Source organism: Sporosarcina sp. P19 (genome assembly GCF_002743165.1).
Taxonomy (GTDB): Bacteria; Bacillota; Bacilli; order Bacillales_A; family Planococcaceae; genus Sporosarcina; species Sporosarcina ureae.
Genome location: NZ_PDYR01000002.1, coordinates 113,650 through 135,299 on the forward strand (window position 1 = coordinate 113,650; position 21,650 = coordinate 135,299).

General features: G+C 41.0%; 22 protein-coding genes and 1 other annotated feature. Of the genes, 19 read left to right on the forward strand and 3 right to left on the reverse strand.

What is annotated here, in order from left to right:
* Positions 1–6: 6 nt before the first annotated feature.
* The 11 genes from mutM (at position 7) to CSV74_RS03960 (ending at position 9,974) form a co-directional block, all read left to right on the forward strand.
* The gene (mutM, locus tag CSV74_RS03910; RefSeq protein ID WP_099690648.1) at positions 7–879 is read left to right on the forward strand and encodes a bifunctional DNA-formamidopyrimidine glycosylase/DNA-(apurinic or apyrimidinic site) lyase; all 873 of its coding nucleotides are present in this window, start codon (positions 7–9) and stop codon (positions 877–879) included.
* Between the two features lie 12 nt (positions 880–891).
* The gene (coaE, locus tag CSV74_RS03915; protein WP_099690649.1) at positions 892–1,491 is read left to right on the forward strand and encodes a dephospho-CoA kinase; all 600 of its coding nucleotides are present in this window, start codon (positions 892–894) and stop codon (positions 1,489–1,491) included.
* 122 nt (positions 1,492–1,613) lie between these two features.
* Positions 1,614–2,636 (forward strand): glyceraldehyde-3-phosphate dehydrogenase, encoded by a 1,023-nt coding sequence (locus tag CSV74_RS03920; RefSeq protein ID WP_099690650.1) that lies wholly within the window; start codon positions 1,614–1,616, stop codon positions 2,634–2,636.
* 117 nt (positions 2,637–2,753) lie between these two features.
* Positions 2,754–3,221 (forward strand): transcriptional regulator NrdR, encoded by a 468-nt coding sequence (nrdR, locus tag CSV74_RS03925; RefSeq protein WP_099690651.1) that lies wholly within the window; start codon positions 2,754–2,756, stop codon positions 3,219–3,221.
* A 33-nt stretch (positions 3,222–3,254) separates the two neighbouring features.
* A complete protein-coding gene (locus CSV74_RS03930) occupies positions 3,255–4,616 on the forward strand; it encodes a replication initiation and membrane attachment family protein (RefSeq protein WP_099690652.1) in 1,362 nt (453 codons plus the stop codon).
* Position 4,617: 1 nt separating this feature from the next.
* Positions 4,618–5,559, forward strand: coding sequence for a primosomal protein DnaI (gene dnaI, locus CSV74_RS03935; RefSeq protein ID WP_029052906.1), 942 nt, complete (start codon positions 4,618–4,620; stop codon positions 5,557–5,559).
* Positions 5,560–5,662: 103 nt separating this feature from the next.
* Positions 5,663–5,893: a binding site (T-box leader), on the forward strand.
* Between the two features lie 45 nt (positions 5,894–5,938).
* Entirely contained in the window at positions 5,939–7,873 is a 1,935-nt protein-coding gene (thrS, locus tag CSV74_RS03940) for a threonine--tRNA ligase (protein ID WP_099690653.1), read from the forward strand.
* Positions 7,874–8,469: 596 nt separating this feature from the next.
* Complete coding sequence (gene infC / locus CSV74_RS03945) at positions 8,470–8,976, forward strand: translation initiation factor IF-3 (protein WP_029052908.1); 507 nt, start codon at positions 8,470–8,472, stop codon at positions 8,974–8,976.
* Positions 8,977–9,002: 26 nt separating this feature from the next.
* A complete protein-coding gene (gene rpmI, locus CSV74_RS03950; protein WP_029052909.1) occupies positions 9,003–9,203 on the forward strand; it encodes a 50S ribosomal protein L35 in 201 nt (66 codons plus the stop codon).
* Positions 9,204–9,245: 42 nt separating this feature from the next.
* Positions 9,246–9,605 (forward strand): 50S ribosomal protein L20, encoded by a 360-nt coding sequence (gene rplT / locus CSV74_RS03955; RefSeq protein WP_029052910.1) that lies wholly within the window; start codon positions 9,246–9,248, stop codon positions 9,603–9,605.
* A 69-nt stretch (positions 9,606–9,674) separates the two neighbouring features.
* Positions 9,675–9,974, forward strand: a complete 300-nt coding sequence (locus CSV74_RS03960; protein ID WP_369823683.1) for a DUF1294 domain-containing protein — start codon at positions 9,675–9,677, stop codon at positions 9,972–9,974.
* Positions 9,975–10,016: 42 nt separating this feature from the next.
* Here CSV74_RS03960 and CSV74_RS03965 read toward each other — a convergent pair whose 3' ends face one another.
* Positions 10,017–10,397: a sigma-w pathway protein ysdB gene (locus CSV74_RS03965; RefSeq protein ID WP_099690655.1), complete on the reverse strand. Its 381-nt coding sequence runs from the start codon at positions 10,395–10,397 to the stop codon at positions 10,017–10,019.
* 93 nt (positions 10,398–10,490) lie between these two features.
* On the opposite strand from CSV74_RS03965, the gene CSV74_RS03970 reads away from it, so the two are divergent.
* The 4 genes from CSV74_RS03970 (at position 10,491) to CSV74_RS03985 (ending at position 14,794) form a co-directional block, all read left to right on the forward strand.
* Positions 10,491–10,976 (forward strand): dUTP diphosphatase, encoded by a 486-nt coding sequence (locus tag CSV74_RS03970; RefSeq protein ID WP_099690656.1) that lies wholly within the window; start codon positions 10,491–10,493, stop codon positions 10,974–10,976.
* Positions 10,977–11,098: 122 nt separating this feature from the next.
* Positions 11,099–11,587 (forward strand): helix-turn-helix domain-containing protein, encoded by a 489-nt coding sequence (locus tag CSV74_RS03975; RefSeq protein ID WP_051210452.1) that lies wholly within the window; start codon positions 11,099–11,101, stop codon positions 11,585–11,587.
* A gap of 510 nt (positions 11,588–12,097) precedes the next feature.
* Positions 12,098–13,081 (forward strand): zinc-binding dehydrogenase, encoded by a 984-nt coding sequence (locus CSV74_RS03980; RefSeq protein ID WP_099690657.1) that lies wholly within the window; start codon positions 12,098–12,100, stop codon positions 13,079–13,081.
* 33 nt (positions 13,082–13,114) lie between these two features.
* Positions 13,115–14,794, forward strand: coding sequence for a formate--tetrahydrofolate ligase (locus tag CSV74_RS03985; protein ID WP_099690658.1), 1,680 nt, complete (start codon positions 13,115–13,117; stop codon positions 14,792–14,794).
* 327 nt (positions 14,795–15,121) lie between these two features.
* Here CSV74_RS03985 and CSV74_RS03990 read toward each other — a convergent pair whose 3' ends face one another.
* Positions 15,122–16,813, reverse strand: a complete 1,692-nt coding sequence (locus CSV74_RS03990; RefSeq protein ID WP_099690659.1) for a M3 family oligoendopeptidase — start codon at positions 16,811–16,813, stop codon at positions 15,122–15,124.
* 170 nt (positions 16,814–16,983) lie between these two features.
* Here CSV74_RS03990 and CSV74_RS03995 point away from each other — a divergent pair, with 170 nt between their 5' ends.
* Both CSV74_RS03995 and CSV74_RS04000 read left to right on the forward strand, forming a co-directional pair.
* Complete coding sequence (locus CSV74_RS03995; protein ID WP_029052917.1) at positions 16,984–17,271, forward strand: DUF6509 family protein; 288 nt, start codon at positions 16,984–16,986, stop codon at positions 17,269–17,271.
* A 109-nt stretch (positions 17,272–17,380) separates the two neighbouring features.
* Complete coding sequence (locus CSV74_RS04000) at positions 17,381–18,364, forward strand: NAD(P)/FAD-dependent oxidoreductase (RefSeq protein WP_099690660.1); 984 nt, start codon at positions 17,381–17,383, stop codon at positions 18,362–18,364.
* A 117-nt stretch (positions 18,365–18,481) separates the two neighbouring features.
* Here the strand turns inward: CSV74_RS04000 and CSV74_RS04005 are convergent, their stop codons facing one another.
* Complete coding sequence (locus CSV74_RS04005) at positions 18,482–19,510, reverse strand: NADP-dependent oxidoreductase (protein ID WP_199170311.1); 1,029 nt, start codon at positions 19,508–19,510, stop codon at positions 18,482–18,484.
* 258 nt (positions 19,511–19,768) lie between these two features.
* Here CSV74_RS04005 and CSV74_RS04010 point away from each other — a divergent pair, with 258 nt between their 5' ends.
* Positions 19,769–20,473, forward strand: coding sequence for a response regulator transcription factor (locus tag CSV74_RS04010; RefSeq protein ID WP_029052920.1), 705 nt, complete (start codon positions 19,769–19,771; stop codon positions 20,471–20,473).
* A 235-nt stretch (positions 20,474–20,708) separates the two neighbouring features.
* Positions 20,709–21,617 carry a phosphate ABC transporter substrate-binding protein PstS family protein gene (locus CSV74_RS04015; RefSeq protein WP_099690661.1) on the forward strand — a complete coding sequence of 303 codons (909 nt, stop codon included), beginning with the start codon at positions 20,709–20,711 and terminating at the stop codon, positions 21,615–21,617.
* Positions 21,618–21,650: the final 33 nt, after the last annotated feature.

Here is a 21,650-nt window from a genome sequence, read left to right on the forward strand (position 1 = left end):
ATATAGATGCCAGAACTACCGGAAGTAGAAGGAGTGGTGCGAGATCTTGCACCACTCGTGGAAGGGCGGACGGTGAAGCAACTTTCTGTATCGGATACCGTCGTCATTTCTAAAACAGCTGGAAAAGAAACGATTATTAAAGGGAAATCTGTGGACGACTTTCTTGACGGTATGGAAAATATGCAAATTGAGAAAATTGTGCGTCGCAGTAAATATATTTATTTTCATTTAGTAAAAGAAAACCAACCACATTTGCTCGTCAGCCACCTTGGTATGACGGGCGCTTGGTTTGTCGTGAATTCTCCTGATGAAATTACAGAAGAAAAGTTCCGGAAACATGCACATGTCTTTTTGGAAATGGAAGATGGCGGATTACTCGTCTACTCGGATATACGAAGATTCGGTGAAATGCGTCTACTACAGACGGAAGAAGATTTTCCTCCTTTGTTAGAGATGGCACCCGAACCTTTTTCTGATGAAGCGCTGGACCATTTTTTATCGATGGCAGAAACTCCGAAGTATAAAAGAAAACCTATCAAAGAAGTAATTATGGATGGGAAAGTTATTTCGGGATGCGGCAATATTTACGCTACAGAAGCGCTGTTTCATATGAAGATCCATCCGAGTCGTTCAGCGGAACGAATCAGCAAAAAACGCAAAATTTTATTGTTTGAAGAGATTGTACGCGTTTTGCAAGAAAGTATCGATGCAGGAGGCAGTACAATATCCGATTATCGTTCAGTTAACGGCAACGCGGGAACGATGCAAGATCGACTGCATATGTACGGAAAAAAAACATGCTTAGCGTGCGACACGCCGACTAAAAGTAAGCAGATTGCGGGCAGAACGTCTGTCTATTGTCCAGCTTGCCAAAAATAAGGAGTGATGAGCGTGATTATCGGATTGACAGGAAGTATTGCTAGCGGGAAAAGTACTGTAGCGAATATGTTGCGTGAAAAAGGTTACCCTATTGTTGATGCGGATGTAATTGCGAGGGAAGTAGTTGAATCAGGCAGTCCATTGCTAAAAAAAATCCAACAGACATTTGGTGAAGAGGTGTTACGGGAAGATGGTACACTGAATCGCGAACAACTCGGCGCACTTATTTTTGGTGATGAATTGAAACGACAGCAGTTAAATGAATTGATGCATCCTGCCATCAGAGGGCGAATGGTCAGTCAGAAAGAAGACTATTTAACTCAAGGCTATCAAACCGTCATTATGGACATCCCCTTACTGTTTGAAAGTAAACTTCAGGACTATGTGGAGAAGATTGTCGTCGTTTCTGTCACGAAGCAAATTCAAAAACAGAGACTGATGGCTCGCAATGAATTGACGGAAGCAGAAGCAGATGCCAGAATCACATCCCAGTTGGATATGAGCATCAAAGAACAAGGCGCTGACGCGGTTATTCATAATAACGATACAGTGGAAGAAACCGAAAAGCAGTTGAATGCAATCCTTGAAAACTGGCAAGCTGTACCGAGATAATCAGTGTGGGGAATTAATTTATAAATTTAATGTGTAATAGTGTTGGCATAATGATAAATTGTGTTATACTAATGAACGATTAAAGATATAAAGTATAACATACATGCAGGAGGATCCCTTTAATGACTACAAAAATTGCAATTAACGGACTCGGCCGTATTGGACGGATGGTATTCCGCCAGATTATCAAGGAAAACGATGTTAATCTAGTTGCTGTCAATGCGACATATCCAGCTGAAACGATTGCACATCTCTTGAAATATGACTCAACACACGGAGTTTTCGATGGTGAAATCATTGCGGATGAAAATGCGATCATCGTCGACGGCAAACGTGTACAACTAATTTCAGAACGTGACCCATCGAAATTGCCTTGGCAAGAGCTTGGCGTAGATATCGTTATAGAATCAACAGGTGTATTCAACTCACGTGATAAAGCAGCACTTCATTTGGAATCGGGCGCAAAGAAAGTAATTTTAACTGCTCCAGGTAAAAATGAAGACGTAACGGTTGTAATCGGAGTGAATGACGAGAAATTAGATGTCAACAAACATAGTGTAATTTCTAATGCGAGTTGTACAACAAACTGTTTAGCACCAGTTGCAAAAGTATTGAATGATGAATTCGGTATTGTAAACGGCTTAATGACAACTGTACATGCATATACGAATGATCAGAAGAACTTGGACAACCCACATAAAGATTTACGCCGCGCGCGTTCTTGCGGAGAATCCATTATCCCAACTTCAACAGGTGCTGCAAAAGCTTTGTCTCTTGTACTTCCTGAGCTTGAAGGGAAAATTCACGGCTTGGCATTGCGTATCCCGACACCAAATGTTTCCCTTGTGGACTTGGTAGTGGACGTAGAAAAAGATGTGACGGTTGAAGAAGTGAACAACGCGTTCCGTAAAGCAGCAGAGGGCTCGATGAAAGGGATTCTTCGCTATACTACAGAACCTCTTGTATCGATTGACTTCAATACGACTACAGAATCCGCAACACTAGATGGACTTTCTACTATGGTCATGGGCGATCGTAAAATCAAAGTGCTTGCATGGTATGATAATGAGTGGGGTTATTCATCACGTGTTGTGCAATTGGCGAAAAAAGTCGCTACTGCACTAACTGATAAAGTCACTTCATAAATGAATGAATCGGCACTTCATCTCACGGGATGGAGTGCTTTTCTGTGTCCGTTTGTTGTTGTATGGATAGTTTCTGTTATAATGAAAAGTACTAATGAATATGCGGAGGAACTAACTATGTTATGTCCAGCTTGTCACTACCACGGAACACGCGTAATTGATTCACGACCTGCGGAAGAAAACCGTTCCATTCGACGAAGACGTGAATGCGAAAAATGTAGTTATCGTTTCACGACATTTGAAAAAGTGGAGCACTCTCCGTTAGTTGTCGTAAAGAAAGATAAGACCCGGGAAGAGTTCAGCAGTGAAAAGTTGCTAAGGGGATTAATTCGCGCTTGTGAAAAACGCGCGGTTCCGATAGAGCAATTAAAAGAAATCGTCAGTTCTATCGAAAAAGAACTAAGAAGCTCAGGAAATGTCGAAAAAGATTCAGAACAAGTAGGAGAAATGGTGATGGAACGATTAGTGGACGTGGACGAGGTGGCGTATGTACGATTTGCGTCTGTTTACCGCCACTACAAAGACATCACGGTCTTTATTGACGAGTTGCAACAATTGCAAAACAGGAAAGATGAACAAGAGTAAGATGTTGATCTAGAAGGGGAGGCGATTGTTAAAATGCTTTATACAGAGTTGCAGCCTGTCGATTCCTTCGAAGTGAAATTAGCACATCCTTTCTCTGCGTATGACCGACAAATGCTGACGTTATTTTATCAGCCACTTATCGGTCCTGAAGCGGTCAGTTTGTTTATGACCCTTTGGACGGATGCGGAAAGCAGAGAACCGCAAGAACATACCCACTACTATTTAATGAATATGTCTTCGTTTCCACTTCAAGTCATTTTTGAAGCGAGGATTTCATTGGAAGCTATTGGATTGTTGCGTACGTATAAGAAAAAGCAAGAAATAGATAAACGATCTTTTCTTTACGAACTATTACCGCCACTCGATGCACCTTCTTTTTTCAATGATCCGCTCCTATCTACCTTTTTATTCAGTAAAATTGGAGAGCAGCCGTATCGTCAGTTACGCGGCCGATTTTTAGAGGAGCCTATTGCGAAAGAGGAGTATCAAGATATATCCCGAACATTTTTAGATGTTTATAAACCAGCGAGAGGCGATCAAGCGATGGAATTGACTGCAGGAATGCATTTCCAAGGAAAGAGTGAACCTCCTGGCATACCGTTTTATGTAGCAAATTTCAATTTTGATTTATTTTATAACGGTCTTTCAGAACAAATGATCCCTAAAGCTTCTTTGCGCACTATTTCTCAGGAAATGATTGCGATGCTGGCTTTCTTGTATTCACTCAGTCCGCTCGATATGCAAAAAGTCGTGATGATTGCAATGGATGAAAATCATCAGTTGACGGAAGAAAAAGTTCGCAAGGCAGCTGCGGAATTTTATAAGCTGAATACGTCTAAGCAACCGCCTAAATTACAGTCGGTGTTTACACAACCGATAGTCGACGAAGTGCCGAAAGAGAATATGAGTCGAGACGAAGAATTACTGTTTTATCTCGAACATACTCCGCCAAAAGAGATGTTGCGTAAAGTGAGCAAGAAAGAACCATTCCTTGTAGACATTCAGCTTGCTGAACGATTAATCAATTTGCATAAATTCCCGGTAGGTGTCGTCAATGTCTTGCTGCAATATGTAATGCTACGTAATGATGGCAAAATCACGAGTAGCTTTGTGGAACGCATTGCTTCACATTGGGCGAATAAACAAGTGAATGATGCTAAAACGGCTTTGAAGTTATCAAGAGAAGAACATGATCAATATATGAAATGGCTCAAAGAAGGGAAGCAGTCGACGCCTAGAAATCGAAAGCCAACAAGGGAAGAAAAAGTTCCAGAATGGTTTTCTAAGCGCGATAAAAAGAATGAGAAATCCAGTAAACCTAATCATTTCAATGTAGAGGAAGAACGCCAGAAGTTATTGAAAGAATTGGGGATTTCAGAACCAGAGGTGAAATAATATGGAACGAATAGGGGATGCGATGAAACGGGTAGTGAATGCTCCTTCATTAGCCCAAAAATACGACGAGCTTCGTACAGAAGTTATGGAAGATCCGGCTGTTCAACAATTTATTAGCGAGCATTCCGATGAAGTCAATACAGATGTGGTCAACCGCAGTCTAGGTAAATTATATGAATTCACAACGGCTTCCCACGCTTGTGAGCGCTGTCCAAATCTCGATGGGTGTATTAACGTCATGAAAGGCTTTGAGCCGAAATTAGTCATAGCACAGCGCCTTATTGATGTGGATTATATAGTCTGTCCTACTAAGCAGTTGGAAGATGAACGTAGAAACATTTCGAAAATGGTCAACAGCATGTACATGCCTAAAGAAGTAATGGAAGCACGTCTATCTGACGTGAACTTCTTGTCAGAAGATAGTCGCGTGATCGTGATGCGAGCAGCTAAAGATTTCATAAATCAAATCGAGTCTACTGGTAAGGTTCCGGAAAGAGGCTTCTATTTATTTGGTAACTTCGGCATTGGAAAATCATTCATTTTAGGTGCGTTAGCGAATGAATTGGCAACTAGACGTATCCAAACTGTAGTAGTGTATGTGCCGGAGTTTCTACGTGAGATGAAGCAATCGATCCAAAACCAAACATTGGACGAAAAGGTGGAGTTTGTGAAGCGGGCTCCTGTCTTGATGCTAGATGATATAGGAGCAGAAACGATGTCGACTTGGACTCGGGATGAAGTGCTTGGCACGATTTTGCAGTACCGTATGGCGGAAAAGCTACCTGTATTCTTCACCTCCAATTTTAACTACAATGAATTAGAACATCACCTTACAACGAGTCAGCGTGGGGAAAAAGAGCCTATTAAAGCGGCACGAATTATGGAGAGAATCCGCATGGTCAGCCAACCATTCAAACTTGGTGGGGAGAACTGGCGGGATTAATTCTTCTTTATAAAATGGCTTTGTTGAAAGAATTAATTATTTACACTTGCAATTACGCTCAGACTTTTCTATACTATTACACAGTTCAACATTCATAAAATGTTAAAATGCATCGAAGAGGACAATAATTTGTTTTTCACCTTTCCAGAGAACAGGGGCATGGCTGAAACCCTTGTAGGCAGAAGATAAATTTACCACCTCCAAGCAGCATCAGTGAAAGTAAGTAGCTGATGACGGTAGCGGCCCGTTAGCCGATCGAAAGCTTCGGTCTTTTCGCATATTTGCGAATGGAAGGAAGAAGGGTGGAACCACGAGCTCAAGCCTCGTCCCTTTAGGGATGGGGCTTTTTTGCGTTCAAAAAAGAAAGGGAGTCATACACATGCCAGAAAATATTCACTTAACATTTCCAGATGGTGCAGTAAAAGAATTTGAGGACGGCGTCACAACAGAAGAAATTGCAGGCTCCATTAGTCCTGGATTGCGTAAAAGCGCACTGGCAGGAAAAATTGGAGATCAGCTAATTGATTTGAAATCCCCAATCCATACAGATGGAGATATTAGTATTATTACTCCAACATCAGATGAAGCATTGGAAATTCTGCGCCATAGTACGGCTCACCTTTTGGCACAAGCCGTTAAACGCAAATTCCCGGATGCGAAACTAGGTATAGGTCCTACTATCGAAAATGGTTTCTATTATGATATCGATTCACCTACACCGATCACAGCTGAAGACTTACCTGAATTAGAAAAAGAAATGAAACGCATCATCGGTGAAAACTTGCCGATCATTCGTCACGATGTATCTCGTGCGGAGGCAGAAAAGCGTTTCAAAGAAATTGATGATGAATACAAGTTGGAACTTCTTGAAGCAATTCCTGAAGATCAACAAGTATCCATTTATGAACAAGGCGAATTCTTTGATCTATGCCGTGGCATTCACGTCCCGTCCACAGGTAAACTAAAAGAATTTAAATTATTAAGTATTGCAGGAGCTTATTGGAGAGGGAACTCTGATAACAAAATGCTTCAGCGGATCTACGGAACAGCTTTCTTCAAAAAAGACGAGCTGAAAGACCACTTGCGTATGCTCGAAGAAGCGAAAGAGCGTGATCACCGTAAAATCGGTAAAGAATTGAATCTCTTTACGAATTCACAAAAAGTTGGACAAGGTCTACCATTATGGTTGCCAAAAGGTGCTACAATTCGCCGCGTAGTAGAACGTTATATTGTAGATAAAGAAGAAAGACTAGGCTATCAGCACGTGTATACTCCGGTACTTGGAAGTTTGGATCTCTACAAAACTTCAGGTCACTTGGATCACTACCAAGATAGCATGTTCCCAATTATGAGCATGGATAACGAAGATCTCGTTTTACGTCCAATGAACTGTCCTCATCACATGATGATTTATAAAAATGGTATTCATTCGTACCGTAACTTACCACTTCGTTTGGCAGAACTCGGCACAATGCACCGTTATGAAATGTCCGGAGCACTTTCAGGTCTTCAGCGTGTTCGCGGAATGACATTGAACGATGCGCATATCTTCGTGCGCCCTGACCAGATTAAAGAAGAGTTTAAACGCGTAGTCATGTTAATCATTGAAGTATATAAAGACTTCAATATCAAAGATTATTCATTCCGTCTATCGTATCGCGATCCTGAAGATACAACAAAATATTTTGATGACGATGAAATGTGGGAACGTGCACAATCTATGTTGAAAGAAGCAATGGATGAGATGGAGCTTCCGTATACTGAAGAAGAAGGCGAAGCAGCATTCTACGGTCCGAAGCTCGATGTACAAGTAAAAACGGCAATTGGCATGGAAGAAACACTTTCCACAGCACAATTGGACTTCTTATTACCTGAGCGCTTCGACCTTACGTATATCGGCGAAGACGGCAAACAACATCGCCCAGTCGTAATTCACAGAGGTGTCGTCTCTACAATGGAACGCTTTGTTGCCTTCTTAATTGAAGAGTACAAAGGAGCTTTCCCTACGTGGTTAGCGCCAATTCAAGTAGAGCTCATCCCGGTATCACCTGACGTTCACCTTGACTATGCACAAGACGTTAAAGAGAAACTGACATTGGCAGGGTTCCGAGTAGATGTGGACAGCCGTGACGAGAAGATCGGTTACAAGATCCGTGAAGCACAAGTACAAAAGGTTCCGTATATGCTTGTACTAGGAGATCGTGAAGTGGAAGCTGGCGAAGTCAATGTTCGTAAATACGGTGAACAAAAATCTGAAAGTATGTCATTCGACGCGTTCCTTGAATTGATCAAAGAAGACGTGAGGAAGGACTGATCCAAATAGATAGGTACCGTTGACCTATCTTTCAGGTGGACACTTTCGACTTGCTAAACAAAGGCGTCTTACAAGCGGTAGGCGTAGCGATGAGGCGGCCAGGAGTTCTTCCTGGCTGGTTTCATTGCGGAAGCCATTCGCAAGCGCTTAAGTGGGTTTAAAGCTATTTTTCATTCAGCTTTTCTAAAGTTTTGAAAATAGTAGTTGCAATCCAATGTATAATAAGCTATACTTAAAAAGTTGAATTAATTCAAACGTAACCTGCGCATCCGACAATGAGATCTGCAGAGTTATTGACACTTGATACTAAAGATGTTATTATTAATAAGGTTAACTGAATACAGTTTGTGGTATAAGAAGAGGCTACCCGCTTCTCACCTGATCGACGCAATGAAGTTGTTGCCAGGTTAGCACAATAAGTTTATATCTATGCGTACTAGCATAGTATACTTACGCGGGTAGACAAATCATATTTGTCTACTTTTTTTATTTTGTAAAATGAATAGACCTATGGGACTTTGAAATCGGAATATCCGATATACCAAAACATGTATTCACGAGACAATATTCGGAGGTGGATTACTATTAGCAAAGACATGTACGTAAATGATGGTATCAGAGCACGTGAGTTGCGATTAATTGATCACAACGGCGAACAACTCGGTATCAAAACACGTAATGAAGCTTTAGATATTGCTGCTCAAGCAAACCTGGACTTAGTTCTTGTTGCTCCACAAGCGAAGCCCCCAGTAGCTCGTGTTATGGACCATGGAAAGTTCAAGTTCGAACAGCAAAAGAAAGAGCGTGAAGTACGTAAGAATCAAAAGGTCATCAACGTAAAAGAAGTTCGACTTAGCCCTACAATTGATGAGCATGATTTCCAAACGAAACTTCGTAACGGAGTCAAGTTCCTTGAAAATGGGGATAAGGTCAAAGCTTCGATTCGTTTCCGCGGCCGTGCGATTACGCACAAAGAAATTGGCCAACGAGTACTTGATCGCTTTGCAGAATCTTGCAAAGAAGTAGCAACTGTTGAAGTTAAACCGAAAATGGAAGGTCGGAGCATGTTCTTAATACTTGCCCCACTTGCCGAGAAAAAGTAACACGAACAATTTAGGAGGAACAGAACATGCCAAAAATGAAAACTCACCGCGGTTCCGCGAAACGTTTCAAAAGAACTGGAACTGGTAAATTAAAACGTGGCCGTGCTTACACAAGTCACCTATTTGCTAACAAATCTACGAAGGCTAAGCGTCACTTACGTAAGTCTTCACTAGTTTCTTCAGGCGATTACAAGCGTATTCGTGAAATGCTAACAAACATGAAGTAAGACCGAACACACACTTAAAGGATAAGCAGGAGGTAATGCACTATGCCACGCGTAAAAGGTGGAACAGTAACGCGCAAGCGTCATAAAAAAGTATTGAAATTAGCAAAAGGTTATTTTGGTTCAAAACATAGACTTTATAAGGTAGCAAACCAACAGGTAATGAAATCTTATAACTATGCTTACCGTGACCGTCGTAACAAAAAACGTGATTTCCGTAGACTATGGATTACACGTATCAACGCGGCTGCTCGTGTGAATGGTATTTCATACAGCACATTAATGCACGGCTTGAAAGTAGCTGGCATCGATGTTAACCGTAAGATGCTTGCAGAACTTGCAGTGACAGATGCACCAGCATTTGCACAACTTGCAGAAACAGCAAAAAAATCTGTAGCAAAATAAGATGAACCAAAATCCACTTTCGTTTTCATTCTTATATGGAAATGAAGGTGGATTTTTTCGTATGGAGGAATGGCTGAAATGGCACAAACTCTATTGATTTATATGGTCATCCTGTCACTCTGGGCATTTGGGGCAATGGGATACGATAAAAGACAAGCTAAAAAGAAAAGACAACGTGTGCCAGAACGAAACCTATGGTTACTGGCTTTGCTTGGTGGCGGAGTGGGGGCGTACGTTGGCATGCAATTCTTTCATCACAAAACAAGAAAGACCCATTTCCGTATTGGATTTCTACTTCTGATGATGATCGATATCGTGTTGCTACTTGCTATATATGGTGTGAAATTACCAACTACCGTTACATTTTGATATAAAAAACGGAAATAGCTTTTCTGAGCTATTTCCGTCTAATCAGGATTTCATTAATTGTTCAATTGGATTCTTCCAATTGATCTCGGCATGAGGATAATTCGTTCGTACTTCGGATTCAAGGAAATGAAAATCCTCTTTCGTCATACCTTGCAGCTTTGCTTCATTTTTCACCCAAATGAAAATGGAAACAACATCAAAGGAATTAGTCGTGGTGCCTAGATATTTCTCACCTTCAAACATCGCACCTTTATACGTAATAAAAAAGTTTTTACGGATATTCTTAACGTCATCATAAAAATAATACTGTTCCTTTTCATACGCTTCATCCAGCTTTCGCTTAGCATCTGTCAAATAGCGAATCCCGGCATAAAATAAATATATAACAAGTGCTATAATGAAGATGCGGATCAATACAACCATGAAATCAGCTCCTGCAAACGATATAGTACAGTACTATACGGCTGAGTCTGGTAAAAGGTTTCATTTAATAGCAAAATGGTGGAGGGAATACAAATGAAATTACATCAACTATTTGAAATGCAAAGAGCACTCGATACATATATACAAAAAAATCATCAAACGAATGAGACATTTGCCGAAAGAGGTTTGGCATTAGTAGTCGAACTTTCCGAGTTGGCGAACGAAACACGTTGTTTTAAATTCTGGAGCACAAAAGGACCTTCAGCAGATGAGGTCATTTTAGAAGAGTATGTGGATTCTATACATTTCTTATTATCTTTAGGAATCGAAAAAGGTTTTGACGGATTGGAAGACTGGCCAGCAAGTGGTGCAAAAGATCAAAATCTGACACAACAGTTTATTCAAACAGGACAATCTATTTATGCATTCTTGGACTCATTAACATTTGAAGATTATAAAAATATTTGGATGAATTACGGAGCACTGGCGAATACACTTGGATTTACGGAAGAACAGATTATTCAAGCATATATTAATAAAAATGAAGAGAACTATACACGTCAAAAAAGTGGATACTAAGCGGTATCATTGACTTCATCGTAATTTTTACCATAATAGAAATTTCATAAATAAATAAATTGACAAAAAGACTGTTTTGATAATAATATTAATACAATACAGGTCATACAGGGGGTATTTCGTTGAACGAATGGAGTAAGGATGATTTTGGATTGCGTTTAAAGGCACTGAGAGAACGTCGAGGACTATCGATGATGGCATTTGGCGCGGCAATCGGCACATCAGCTAGCCGAATTAAAGATTGGGAGCGTGGTAAGAACGCACCGTCCGCTGCTTGGATCGCTAAAATTTCAGAGCGTTTTTCTGTTTCTACCGATGAGTTGATTATGGGTGAGGTAACATTTACTCCGTATTTCAAAGCGACAGGTAATACAGTAGAATCACTCTATGATCGTCTTCGTGAAACGATGAATGTCGAATCCTCTGGTAAATGGCCAACAGAAATTGATGAGCTATATGCAGAAATCGACGCAGTGAATAAAGAGAAGTACCGCAGCGGAAAAGGACGTCGATCGGCTGAAAAAGAGCTGATGGAATTAGCCATCCGTCTACCTAAAAAAGATGTACTAGAACTACTCGAACTCGCTAAATATAAAAGACGCACCCTATAAAACGATGCCCCTTAAAGTTATTACACTTCGAGGGGCATCGTTTTTTATTAGTAGAATGTGAAAGTTAAATAGGATTAGCCGAATGGGTTAGTAGAGAGTACGAAGGGATTGAAGCTCCATCTCGGGACGCGTGTGGGCCGTGCGGTGAGCTAACCAAGTCGAAATCTTCTTCTGATTGTCTCACCTGACGGGCTTGATTCATCCTGAGCCGCCCCAGCTTCCGATTCAATCCTACGTAAGTAGATGTAGATCACTTACTGTGCAGGGATTGAAGTGCAGACAGGGAACTCCCGCGGGAATAGCATGAGTCTTGAGACCTCACAGCGAAGCGAGGAGCTCAAGCCATGCCCGCAGGAAAGCATCCGCTCGGAACGGAAATCCCTACCCAACACCCTGTCGGCCACTCCCTATATTCCAAAATAACAAATAATCAAATAGAATGAAATGTAGGAAAATAGAATGAAATGCGTTATGATGGAATCGTAGATAAACCCAAGGAGGATGAGTTGATTGAAAGCATTCGTTCATGAAAATGGTGAGTTGCACTATACAGATATCGCCGATCCCTCAGCTGGAAACGGTGAAGTCATTGTCGCATTGAAAACAGCAGGACTCAATCGGCGTGACACCGCTATACCCAAACGACGTGGGGACGCTAAAGAACCTTTAGTATTAGGCTCAGACGGCGCCGGCACGATCGAATCAATTGGAGAAGGTGTAACCGGTTGGCATGTTGGAGACGAAGTAATTATCAATCCATCACTTCGATGGTTCGAAGAAAGCGATGCGCCACCAGCTGAATTTGATATTCTCGGTATGCCGGATCATGGCACGTTTGCAGAGAAGATTTGCATATCCTCAGATCAGCTAGAGAAAAAGCCATCACATCTTACATGGAATGAATCCGCAGTTATCGCTCTATCCGGGCTTACAGGTTATCGAGCACTAGTGACTAGGGGCCGTATAGAAGAAGGCCAAACCGTCTTTATTCCTGGAGCTGGAAGTGGAGTCGCGACCTATATGATTCAATTTGCGAAGAAAATGGGAGCGCGTGTCATCGTGTCCTCAAGAAGTGAAGAAAAAAGAAATTACGCATTGAAAATTGGTGCGGATATAGCGATTGATACGAATAGCGATTGGCCAACAGAACTAAAAGATGAACGTGTAGATCTTGTAATTGAGAGTGTGGGAAGAGCAACATTCAATCGTTCTCTTGAAATTCTTAAAAAAGGTGGACGGATCGTAGTGTTTGGTGCAACGACAGAAGATACCGTCGAACTGAACTTACGTGAATTCTTTTATGGTCAGTATTCGTTACTAGGCACTACGATGGGAAGTCGTGAAGAACTACGGGATATGTTAGCATTCGTTGAAGAACATCAAATCCATCCTGTAATTGATTCAGTGATTCCTCTTGAAAAAGCAGCTGAGGCATTTACCAAGCTGGATGACAGTGTACAATTCGGTAAAATCATTTTAGCCATTTCGAAATAACAATATAACCGGTATAGAAAGGCAGTGGAAGTAGTGACGAAAGAAATAAAGACACTGACAGATTTGGAAATCGCTTCAAAAGCAACTATGCAACCAATTGAAAACATCGCAGACAAAGCAGGAATTCCATTGGATGCGTTAGAGCTATATGGTAAATACAAAGCGAAAATCAATGTAGATCTCATTCCAAAACAAACTTCACAAGCGAAAGTCGTACTCGTAACTGCTACTAGTCCAACACCGGCAGGAGAAGGGAAATCGACAGTGACAGTTGGTCTCGGTGATGCACTGTCTCGTTTAGGTAAGAAAACAATGGTTGCATTACGTGAACCTTCATTAGGACCGGTTATGGGTGTCAAAGGTGGAGCAACGGGCGGCGGCTTCTCCCAAGTACTGCCTATGGAAGACATCAATCTGCACTTTACTGGAGACCTTCATGCCATTACAACGGTGAATAATGCGTTGAGTGCTATGATCGATAACCATTTGCATCAAGGTAATGTGTTGAACATCGATCCGCGCCGTATTACATGGAAACGCGTCATGGATATGAATGACCGTGCGCTTCGTCATGTGACGATTGGTCTGGGTGGTCCATCACAAGGCGTGCCACGCGAAGAAAGTTTTGATATTACAGTAGCATCCGAAATCATGGCCGTATTCTGTCTGGCGACTAGTTTGCAAGACTTGAAAGAGCGCTTGTCCGATATTGTGATTGGCTATACGTATGAAAAAGAAGCTGTAACCGTGCGTGATTTAGGCGTAGAGGGTGCGTTGACGCTTCTGCTTAAAGATGCATTCAAACCAAACCTTGTCCAAACGATTGAAGGCACACCAGCTTTCATTCACGGTGGACCGTTTGCAAATATTGCCCATGGTTGTAACTCGTTGATTGCAACGAATACAGCGCGTAATCTGGCTGACTATGTCGTAACAGAAGCAGGGTTTGGATCAGATTTAGGCGCAGAAAAGTTTATGGATATTAAAGCGCGCATCGGTAAATTCCAGCCGGATGCAGTCGTTCTTGTGACTACAATTCGCGCGCTCAAAATGCATGGTGGAGTAGCAAAGCAGGAGTTAAAAGTCGAGAATACTCAAGCTGTAGAAAAAGGTTTAGTCAATTTGGAAAAGCATATTGAAACGATTCTATCGTTCGGAGTGCAACCTGTGGTCGCGCTCAATCGTTTTGTGGGGGACTCTGATAGTGAATTGCAGAAAGTCCAGAAGTGGTGTCAGGATAATAATGTAAAAGTCGCTTTAACTGATGTATGGCAAGACGGTGGAGCAGGTGGAGAAGCATTGGCGAAAGAAGTCTTACAAGTGCTGGAAGAGCCAAATAATTTCGCTCCAATTTATGAAATAGAGCAATCAGTAGAAGAAAAACTCACAGCGATTGTTCAAAAAGTATATGGTGGCACAGGCGTTTTATTTACCGATCAGGCTAAGAAAGACTTAGCTGAAATTAAAAAGAATGGCTGGGATCTCTTGCCAGTCTGTATGGCAAAGACTCAGTACTCGTTTTCCGATGATCCAAAAAAGTTAGGACGTCCAACAGACTTTTCGATCACAATCCGCAATATTTTACCAAAACTTGGGGCAGGCTTCTTAGTTTGTTTAACAGGTGACATCATGACTATGCCTGGTTTACCAAAAAAGCCGGCAGCACTCAATATGGATGTCGATTCGGCTGGCAATGCTAAAGGGTTAATGTGATTGCTCTTTATAGTAGAAAGATATTAAGCAAAGGGCCATTAAGGCTTTTTGCTTTTTTAAAATCAAAAAGGAAATAAAGAAAAGTGAAAAACGAGCTTTGATTCCGTAAAAGACCACATTCATTTATCTATAAGTATTGGGATCGCAATAGCGGGAAATAAAGATACGATTCATACGCTTTATTAAAAAGTCAATTTAGACTTGTATGACTCAAAGAAAAAGGGCAAAGTCCAATAATCTATATATCTTTCGGTTGAATCATAAAAAGGATGTTGCAGAAAGTCGTCAACATGACATTCTGCAACATCCTTTTTGTATTTTATATAATCAAAGGATCTTATGGTTAACCAGCCATTCACTGATGAAATCCATGATCGACTCTACAGTCCCATCTTCGAATGGCGATCTCAAGTGGGCCGTTGCAACGAGCTCCAGGAATGATTTACTTCCGCCCAATTGACACAGGGCCAAATAATCTGTCCATGCATCGTCAAAGTCATTTAATGAGCGTTGCCAAAATTGGAGAGCACAGATTTGCGCCAAGGCATAATCAATATAATAAAATGGCACTTCATAGATATGACCTTGTCTCTGCCAAAAACCGCCTTGTTCCAAATAGGGATGTCCATCATAATCCCGATTAGGTAAATAGATGTTCTCAAGTTCTTTCCATACTGCTTTACGTTCACTTGGAGACATATCAGGCTGATCATAGATGCGTTGCTGAAACTCGTCCACCGCCACTCCATAAGGTAAAAACAATACACTCTCAAGTAAGTGTGCATAGCGATAACGTTCTGCATCGCTACCAAAAAATCGATCCATCCAGAACCAAGTGAAGAACTCCATGCTCATAGAATGGATTTCTGCTGCTTCAGTCGTTGGCCAAATATATTCAGGGATTCCAATTGAACGACTAGAATATACTTGGAACGCATGGCCTGCTTCATGCGTCAAAACATCAATATCACTTGAGGTTCCATTGAAATTTGAGAAAATAAACGGTGAATCGTAATTATCTATAAATGTACAATAGCCTCCAGCTTCCTTGCCTTTTTTCGCTACCAAATCCAATAAGTTTTTACGTTTCATATAATCAAAAAAGCGTCCGGTTTCACGCGATAACTCCTGATACATTTTTTGTCCATTTTCCAAAATCCATTCAGGGGAACCTTTTGGTTGAGGGTTTCCCTCTGCGTAATGCAATGGTTCATCATAAAACTTCATTTGCGAGATGCCTATTCTTCGACTTTGCATACCTCGAATCTTCTCAGCTAAAGGCACTACATGTGTTCGAATCTGATTACGGAAGTTTTCCATCATATGTGCATCATAGCCGATCCGGTCCATACGTATGTATCCCAGTTCTGTAAAGCTTTTAAATCCGAGTGTTGTAGCGATTTCATGACGTACTGCCACGAGACGATCAAAAATCCTATCGAAATCATCTTCATGTGAGGCGAAAAAATCGGCAGTGGCATTCATAGCATCTTTTCTAACGGAACGTTCGAGTGACTCTTTAAATGGTCCAAGTTGTGCCAAAGTCAGCATTTCGCCTTGGAACTCGATTTGTGCTGAAGCGACGAGATGTGCGTACTCGGAAATTAGTTTATTTTCTTGCTGTAAAAGTGGCAAGACTTCATCTGAATAAGATTGGACGGCGTTCTCCGCAAGCTTAAATAGCTGTGGTCCCCATCTGTCTTCCAATTGTGCTCGGAAAGGTGTAGTGATGACAGCTTGGTAATAATTGCTTTGCAAAGCCTGGAATTGAGGTCCGATCTCATCAAAATAATCCCGTTCATCTTGATAGAAGGTATCATTCGTATCAATGGAAGAACGGATATACATAATGTTTTCCGCTGTACTATAATCACTCGTCAACATGTTTATATGCTCAATAATTTTAGCCTGCTCTTCGAATGAATTTGACTGCTTAAACTGGTCAAGTGCATTCTGAAACTCTATTTTTAGTTTTTCGATGTCCGGGCGAGTATACTCATAATCTTCAAAAGTAAGCATAGTACTCCTCCTAGTTCGTATGTAATGTGCCTATCCCTTCATTTTCTAGCAACGAGTAAAAAAAAGCAAACAATTTAGCAGTAATGACGTTCATAAATTGCCACAATCTTATGAAATGATGTAGGATAGAGAGAGTAAACTCTAAGTAAGCGGGAAGAAGGAGAAATTGAATGCAAATAATAAATCATAAAGCACAAGAACTGGTAGATCCGACAGGTATTATCGATGGTCAGCGCTTTGAATTCCTATTGACAGTTAAGTTCGATGAAGAAGATGAACTGTTCAATGAAGAGGGTACTGGCTTACGTATGCTATATTCTGCGAAGGATGGCCAGCGAAAGATGCTAACGTACCAATTTTATGAATTGGCAACGGAAAGTCCATTTGACGTTGAATGGGACGAAGAAGAACAAACGTCAGCAGAGCAATACTGCATGGAACATTTTCCTGAAATCTAAATACAAAATAGATGTTATTCTCTTTATAATAGGGGATAATAGACTAGAGAAACATAAGTAGTACACCCCAAAGCATCTCATCAAAGAATTAATTATAGGAGTGTTTTAAATGAATCATGAAATAGTGGATATTACGATTATCGGCGGAGGTCCAACTGGATTATTTTCTTCGTTCTACGCAGGCATGCGTGAGATGTCAGTTAAAATTATCGATAGTTTGCCACAGCTTGGTGGCCAATTGATCGAGTTATATCCTGATAAATACATTTATGATGTAGGCGGATTCCCTAAAATTTTGGCGAAAGATTTAGTGGCAAACTTAGTGACACAAGCGTACTATGCAAAACCTGAAGTTTGTTTAGGGGAAGCAGCAATGTCCATCGAAAAGAAGGAAGATCACTTTGTTTTAACAACGGATAAAGGTCAGCATTTGACACGTACCATTTTATTGACTGCAGGAATTGGGGCTTTTCAACCACGTAAAATTGGATTGAAAGAAGAACCTACTTTTGAAGGCAAAACATTACACTATGGTATTAAAGACTTGTCTATGTTTAAAGATCAGAATATCTGTGTTTGTGGCGGGGGAGACTCTGCACTAGACTGGGCATTGATGCTTGAAGATATCGCAAGTCAGGTCACACTGGTTCACCGTAGAGAACGTTTCACTGCGCATGAAACAAGTGTTAATCAACTGCGCGAATCTAGTGTCAATGTGTTAACTTCACATGCTGTAAGTGAGTTACATGGCGATGGAGATACATTGGATAAAGTTGTACTAAAGGAAAAAGACGGCAGCGTGAAAGAACTCACATTCGATCATGTAGTAGTCAATTACGGAAATATTTCCTCACTCGGCCCATTGAAAGACTGGGGCTTAGATATGGATCGTAATTCTATTATAGTTAACTCTCGCATGGAAACGAATATTGAAGGCATTTATGCAGCTGGTGATGTAACAACATACGACGGCAAAGTGAAATTGATTGCGGTAGGTATGGGCGAAGCGCCGGTTGCAATCAGCCACGCGAAAGCGTTCTTAGATCCGAAAGCGAAAGTGCAGCCGTTGCACAGTACGAGCATTTTTGGTTAATAGAATAGTATGCACCTTGTATGGAGAGTTGTTCACCGTACAAGGTGTTTTTATGTAAGTACTATAAAAGGCTATCTCAAGAGAATTCTCGAGATAGCCTTTTTCATTGCGAACCGATTATCGATTTGTAGTCTCATAATCAGCTACTTTGACCAGTTGTTTACCTAAATTTGTTCCATCGAATAAACCTAGAAATGCATCTGGAATATTTTCGAAGCCTTCAACAATCGTTTCTTCATACTTCAATTTACCTTCCAAAAGCCATTTACCTAAATCAGTTGATGCAGTAGCGAAGTCTGCCGCATAATCTCCTACGGTAAAGCCTTTCATCAACGCGCTTGTTTTGATCATCGTAGATTGAATACGAGGACCGTTGTCTTGTCCTTCTTTATTGTAAGAGGAAATAGCGCCACATAGTGCAATTCGCGCATGTTTATTAAGCAATGTAAAGACTGCATCCGTCACTTCACCGCCGACATTGTCAAAATAGACATCTACACCGTTAGTTGCAGCTTTAGCTAAGTCTTCATTAAAGCTATCCAGTTTATAATTGACTGCCTCATCAAAGCCCAGTTCATTTTTTAAGTACTCGATCTTCTCTTGAGTACCTGCAATTCCGATCACTTTGGCACCTTTCATTTTAGCGATTTGGCCCACTACTGAACCAACTGCCCCAGCAGCACCAGAAACAACGACTGTTTCACCTTCTTGAGGTTTACCGATATCGAGTAACCCAAAGTATGCAGTTAGGCCTGTCATGCCAAGGATACCTAAGTGTGTAGTAATCGGGGCGATAGTTGGATCGATTTTACGTATTTCTTTCTCGGAAGCTGCCGTATATTCTGCCCAATTTAAGTTCCCTACAACAAAATCTCCGGCTTTAAATGAATCGCAAGTAGATTGTGTAACCTCGCCAACGACTCCACCGGTAATCACTTCATCCAGTTTAAATGGAGGAATATAAGATTTTGCATCTATCATTCTTCCTCGCATGTACGGATCAACGGATACATAGAGCGTACGAACAAGAACCTCATGGTCTTTCAGTTCAGGCATAGGCTTTTCTACAAAATCGAACGCTTCCATAGTAGGCAAGCCTTTCGGTCGGTTTGCTAAATGTATTTCTCTTTGCATCTCTCGTGTCATGTAAAGTCCTCCTATTTTTATCTATATTACAACTTATGAACTTACTAAAGGTAAGCTTAATTACAAGGTTACTAGCATGCAGTACTGATGTCAATTAATTGCACTGAATGGAAGAGTTCAACCGTATTCATTCGAGTGAATCAATTAATATATGTTCAACAATTAATGATTTGAGTGGACATTTTCTTAATGTCAAAGTAGAGTAGAGACGTAGACTTTCAGAAAAATTAATGATCTAGCCGTAAAGGAGCTAACCAGATGAAAAAGGTTTTGGTTGTGGAAGATGAACAGTCAATAGCTACTCTTTTGCAATACAACTTAGAGCAGGCAGGATACACCGTTTACATAGCCCGAGATGGTAATACAGCAATTTCGATGACACTTTCTGAAGAACCGGATTTATTATTGCTTGATATTATGCTGCCCGGAATGGATGGCATGGATGTATGCAAAAAACTTCGCCAGGAAAAGATCCATACACCTATTTTAATGTTGACAGCGAAAGGCGATGAATTCGACAAAGTCCTTGGACTCGAACTGGGAGCAGATGACTACTTAACAAAGCCCTTCAGTCCACGAGAGGTACTTGCACGTGTGAAAGCCATCTTGCGCAGAATAGAGTTACAGGATTCTGAACACGTAAAAGAACTGGAAACGGAACTTAGTAATGGTAGTTTACTAGTTCATCCAGATCGAATTGAAGCCTTTTTGGATGGAAGCCCTTTAGAATTAACTCCAAAAGAATTTGAACTGCTTTTGTACTTAATGCGTCATTCTGGTAAGGTACTACACCGCGAGCAGTTGTTAAATGCGATATGGAATTATGACTACACTGGAGATTCTCGTATCGTAGATGTTCATATCAGTCACCTGAGGGAAAAGATTGAACCGGATACAAAAAGTCCAGTGTATATTAAGACTGTTAGAGGATTTGGTTATAAATTTGAAGAAGTGACAAACTGAATACTGTAGATACATACGAAAGCTGAAGACGAATCCATAGAGGATTGTGTCTTCAGCTTTTTACTATACCGGCGTGAGCATCTCATTTCTTTACAACGATATAGGGAGTGATCGATCTATACAGAACCTTTACACAATCTTTACGTTTCATCCATCACTCTTTAATATGCATTGTCTATAGTAAAGAAGCAGTAGGAAATTCATATTAAAACGAAAAATCCTAGGGGGCACAGTGATGAAGAAGCGTAATCGAATTACCGTATTGGCATTTGTTTTACTTTGTACGTGGGTGGTCGCAGCTTGCAGTAGTACGAAAGCGAATGATAGTGATAAGGGAGAAGCGAAACAAGAAACAGAGCAAGCAGCTGAACCTATCATGGCAGTAGGATCGAGTGCATTGCAACCATTAGTAGAGGCAGCTGCACAGCAATATACGATAAAAAATCCAGGGGCAGTCATTAATATTCAAGGCGGAGGCAGCGGTACTGGGTTAAGTAAAATTAGCGAAGGTGCAGTAGATATTGGGAACTCGGATGTATTCGCAGAAGAAAAAGAAGGCGTGGACGCGAGTAACTTAGTCGATCATAAAGTGGCGGTTGTTGGAATGGGACCAGTAAGTCATCCAGAGACAGGTGTAGAAGATGTTACGACTGAAGAATTGGTCGGCATTTTTACAGGAGAAATCAAAAACTGGAAAGAGCTGGGCGGAGTGGATCAAGAAATTATTGTCATCAACCGTGCAAAAGGCTCCGGAACGCGTGCAACATTTGAAGCATTTGCATTGCAAGGAAAAGAACCAATGGATGCGCAAGAGCAGGATTCATCAGGTACGGTCCGAAAAATTGTAGGTGAAACACCGGGAGCAATTAGCTACTTGGCATTCTCATACTTTGATCAAACGACTACCGCTTTAAAAGTCAACGGTGTAACACCCGACCGTAAAAGTGTCGAGTCCAATGATTGGGAAATCTGGGCGTATCAACATATGTATACAAACGGCGAAGCGAAAGGTCTAGCGAAAGAATTGATTGATTATATGTTGTCGGAAGATGTACAGGAAACTCTACTCCCGGAAATGGACTACTTACCGGTAACAGGTATGCAGGTGGAACGAGATGCACAAGGAACTGTCACAAAAAAGTGATTAAAACTTGCAAGTTTCTCCAATCTCGAAAGG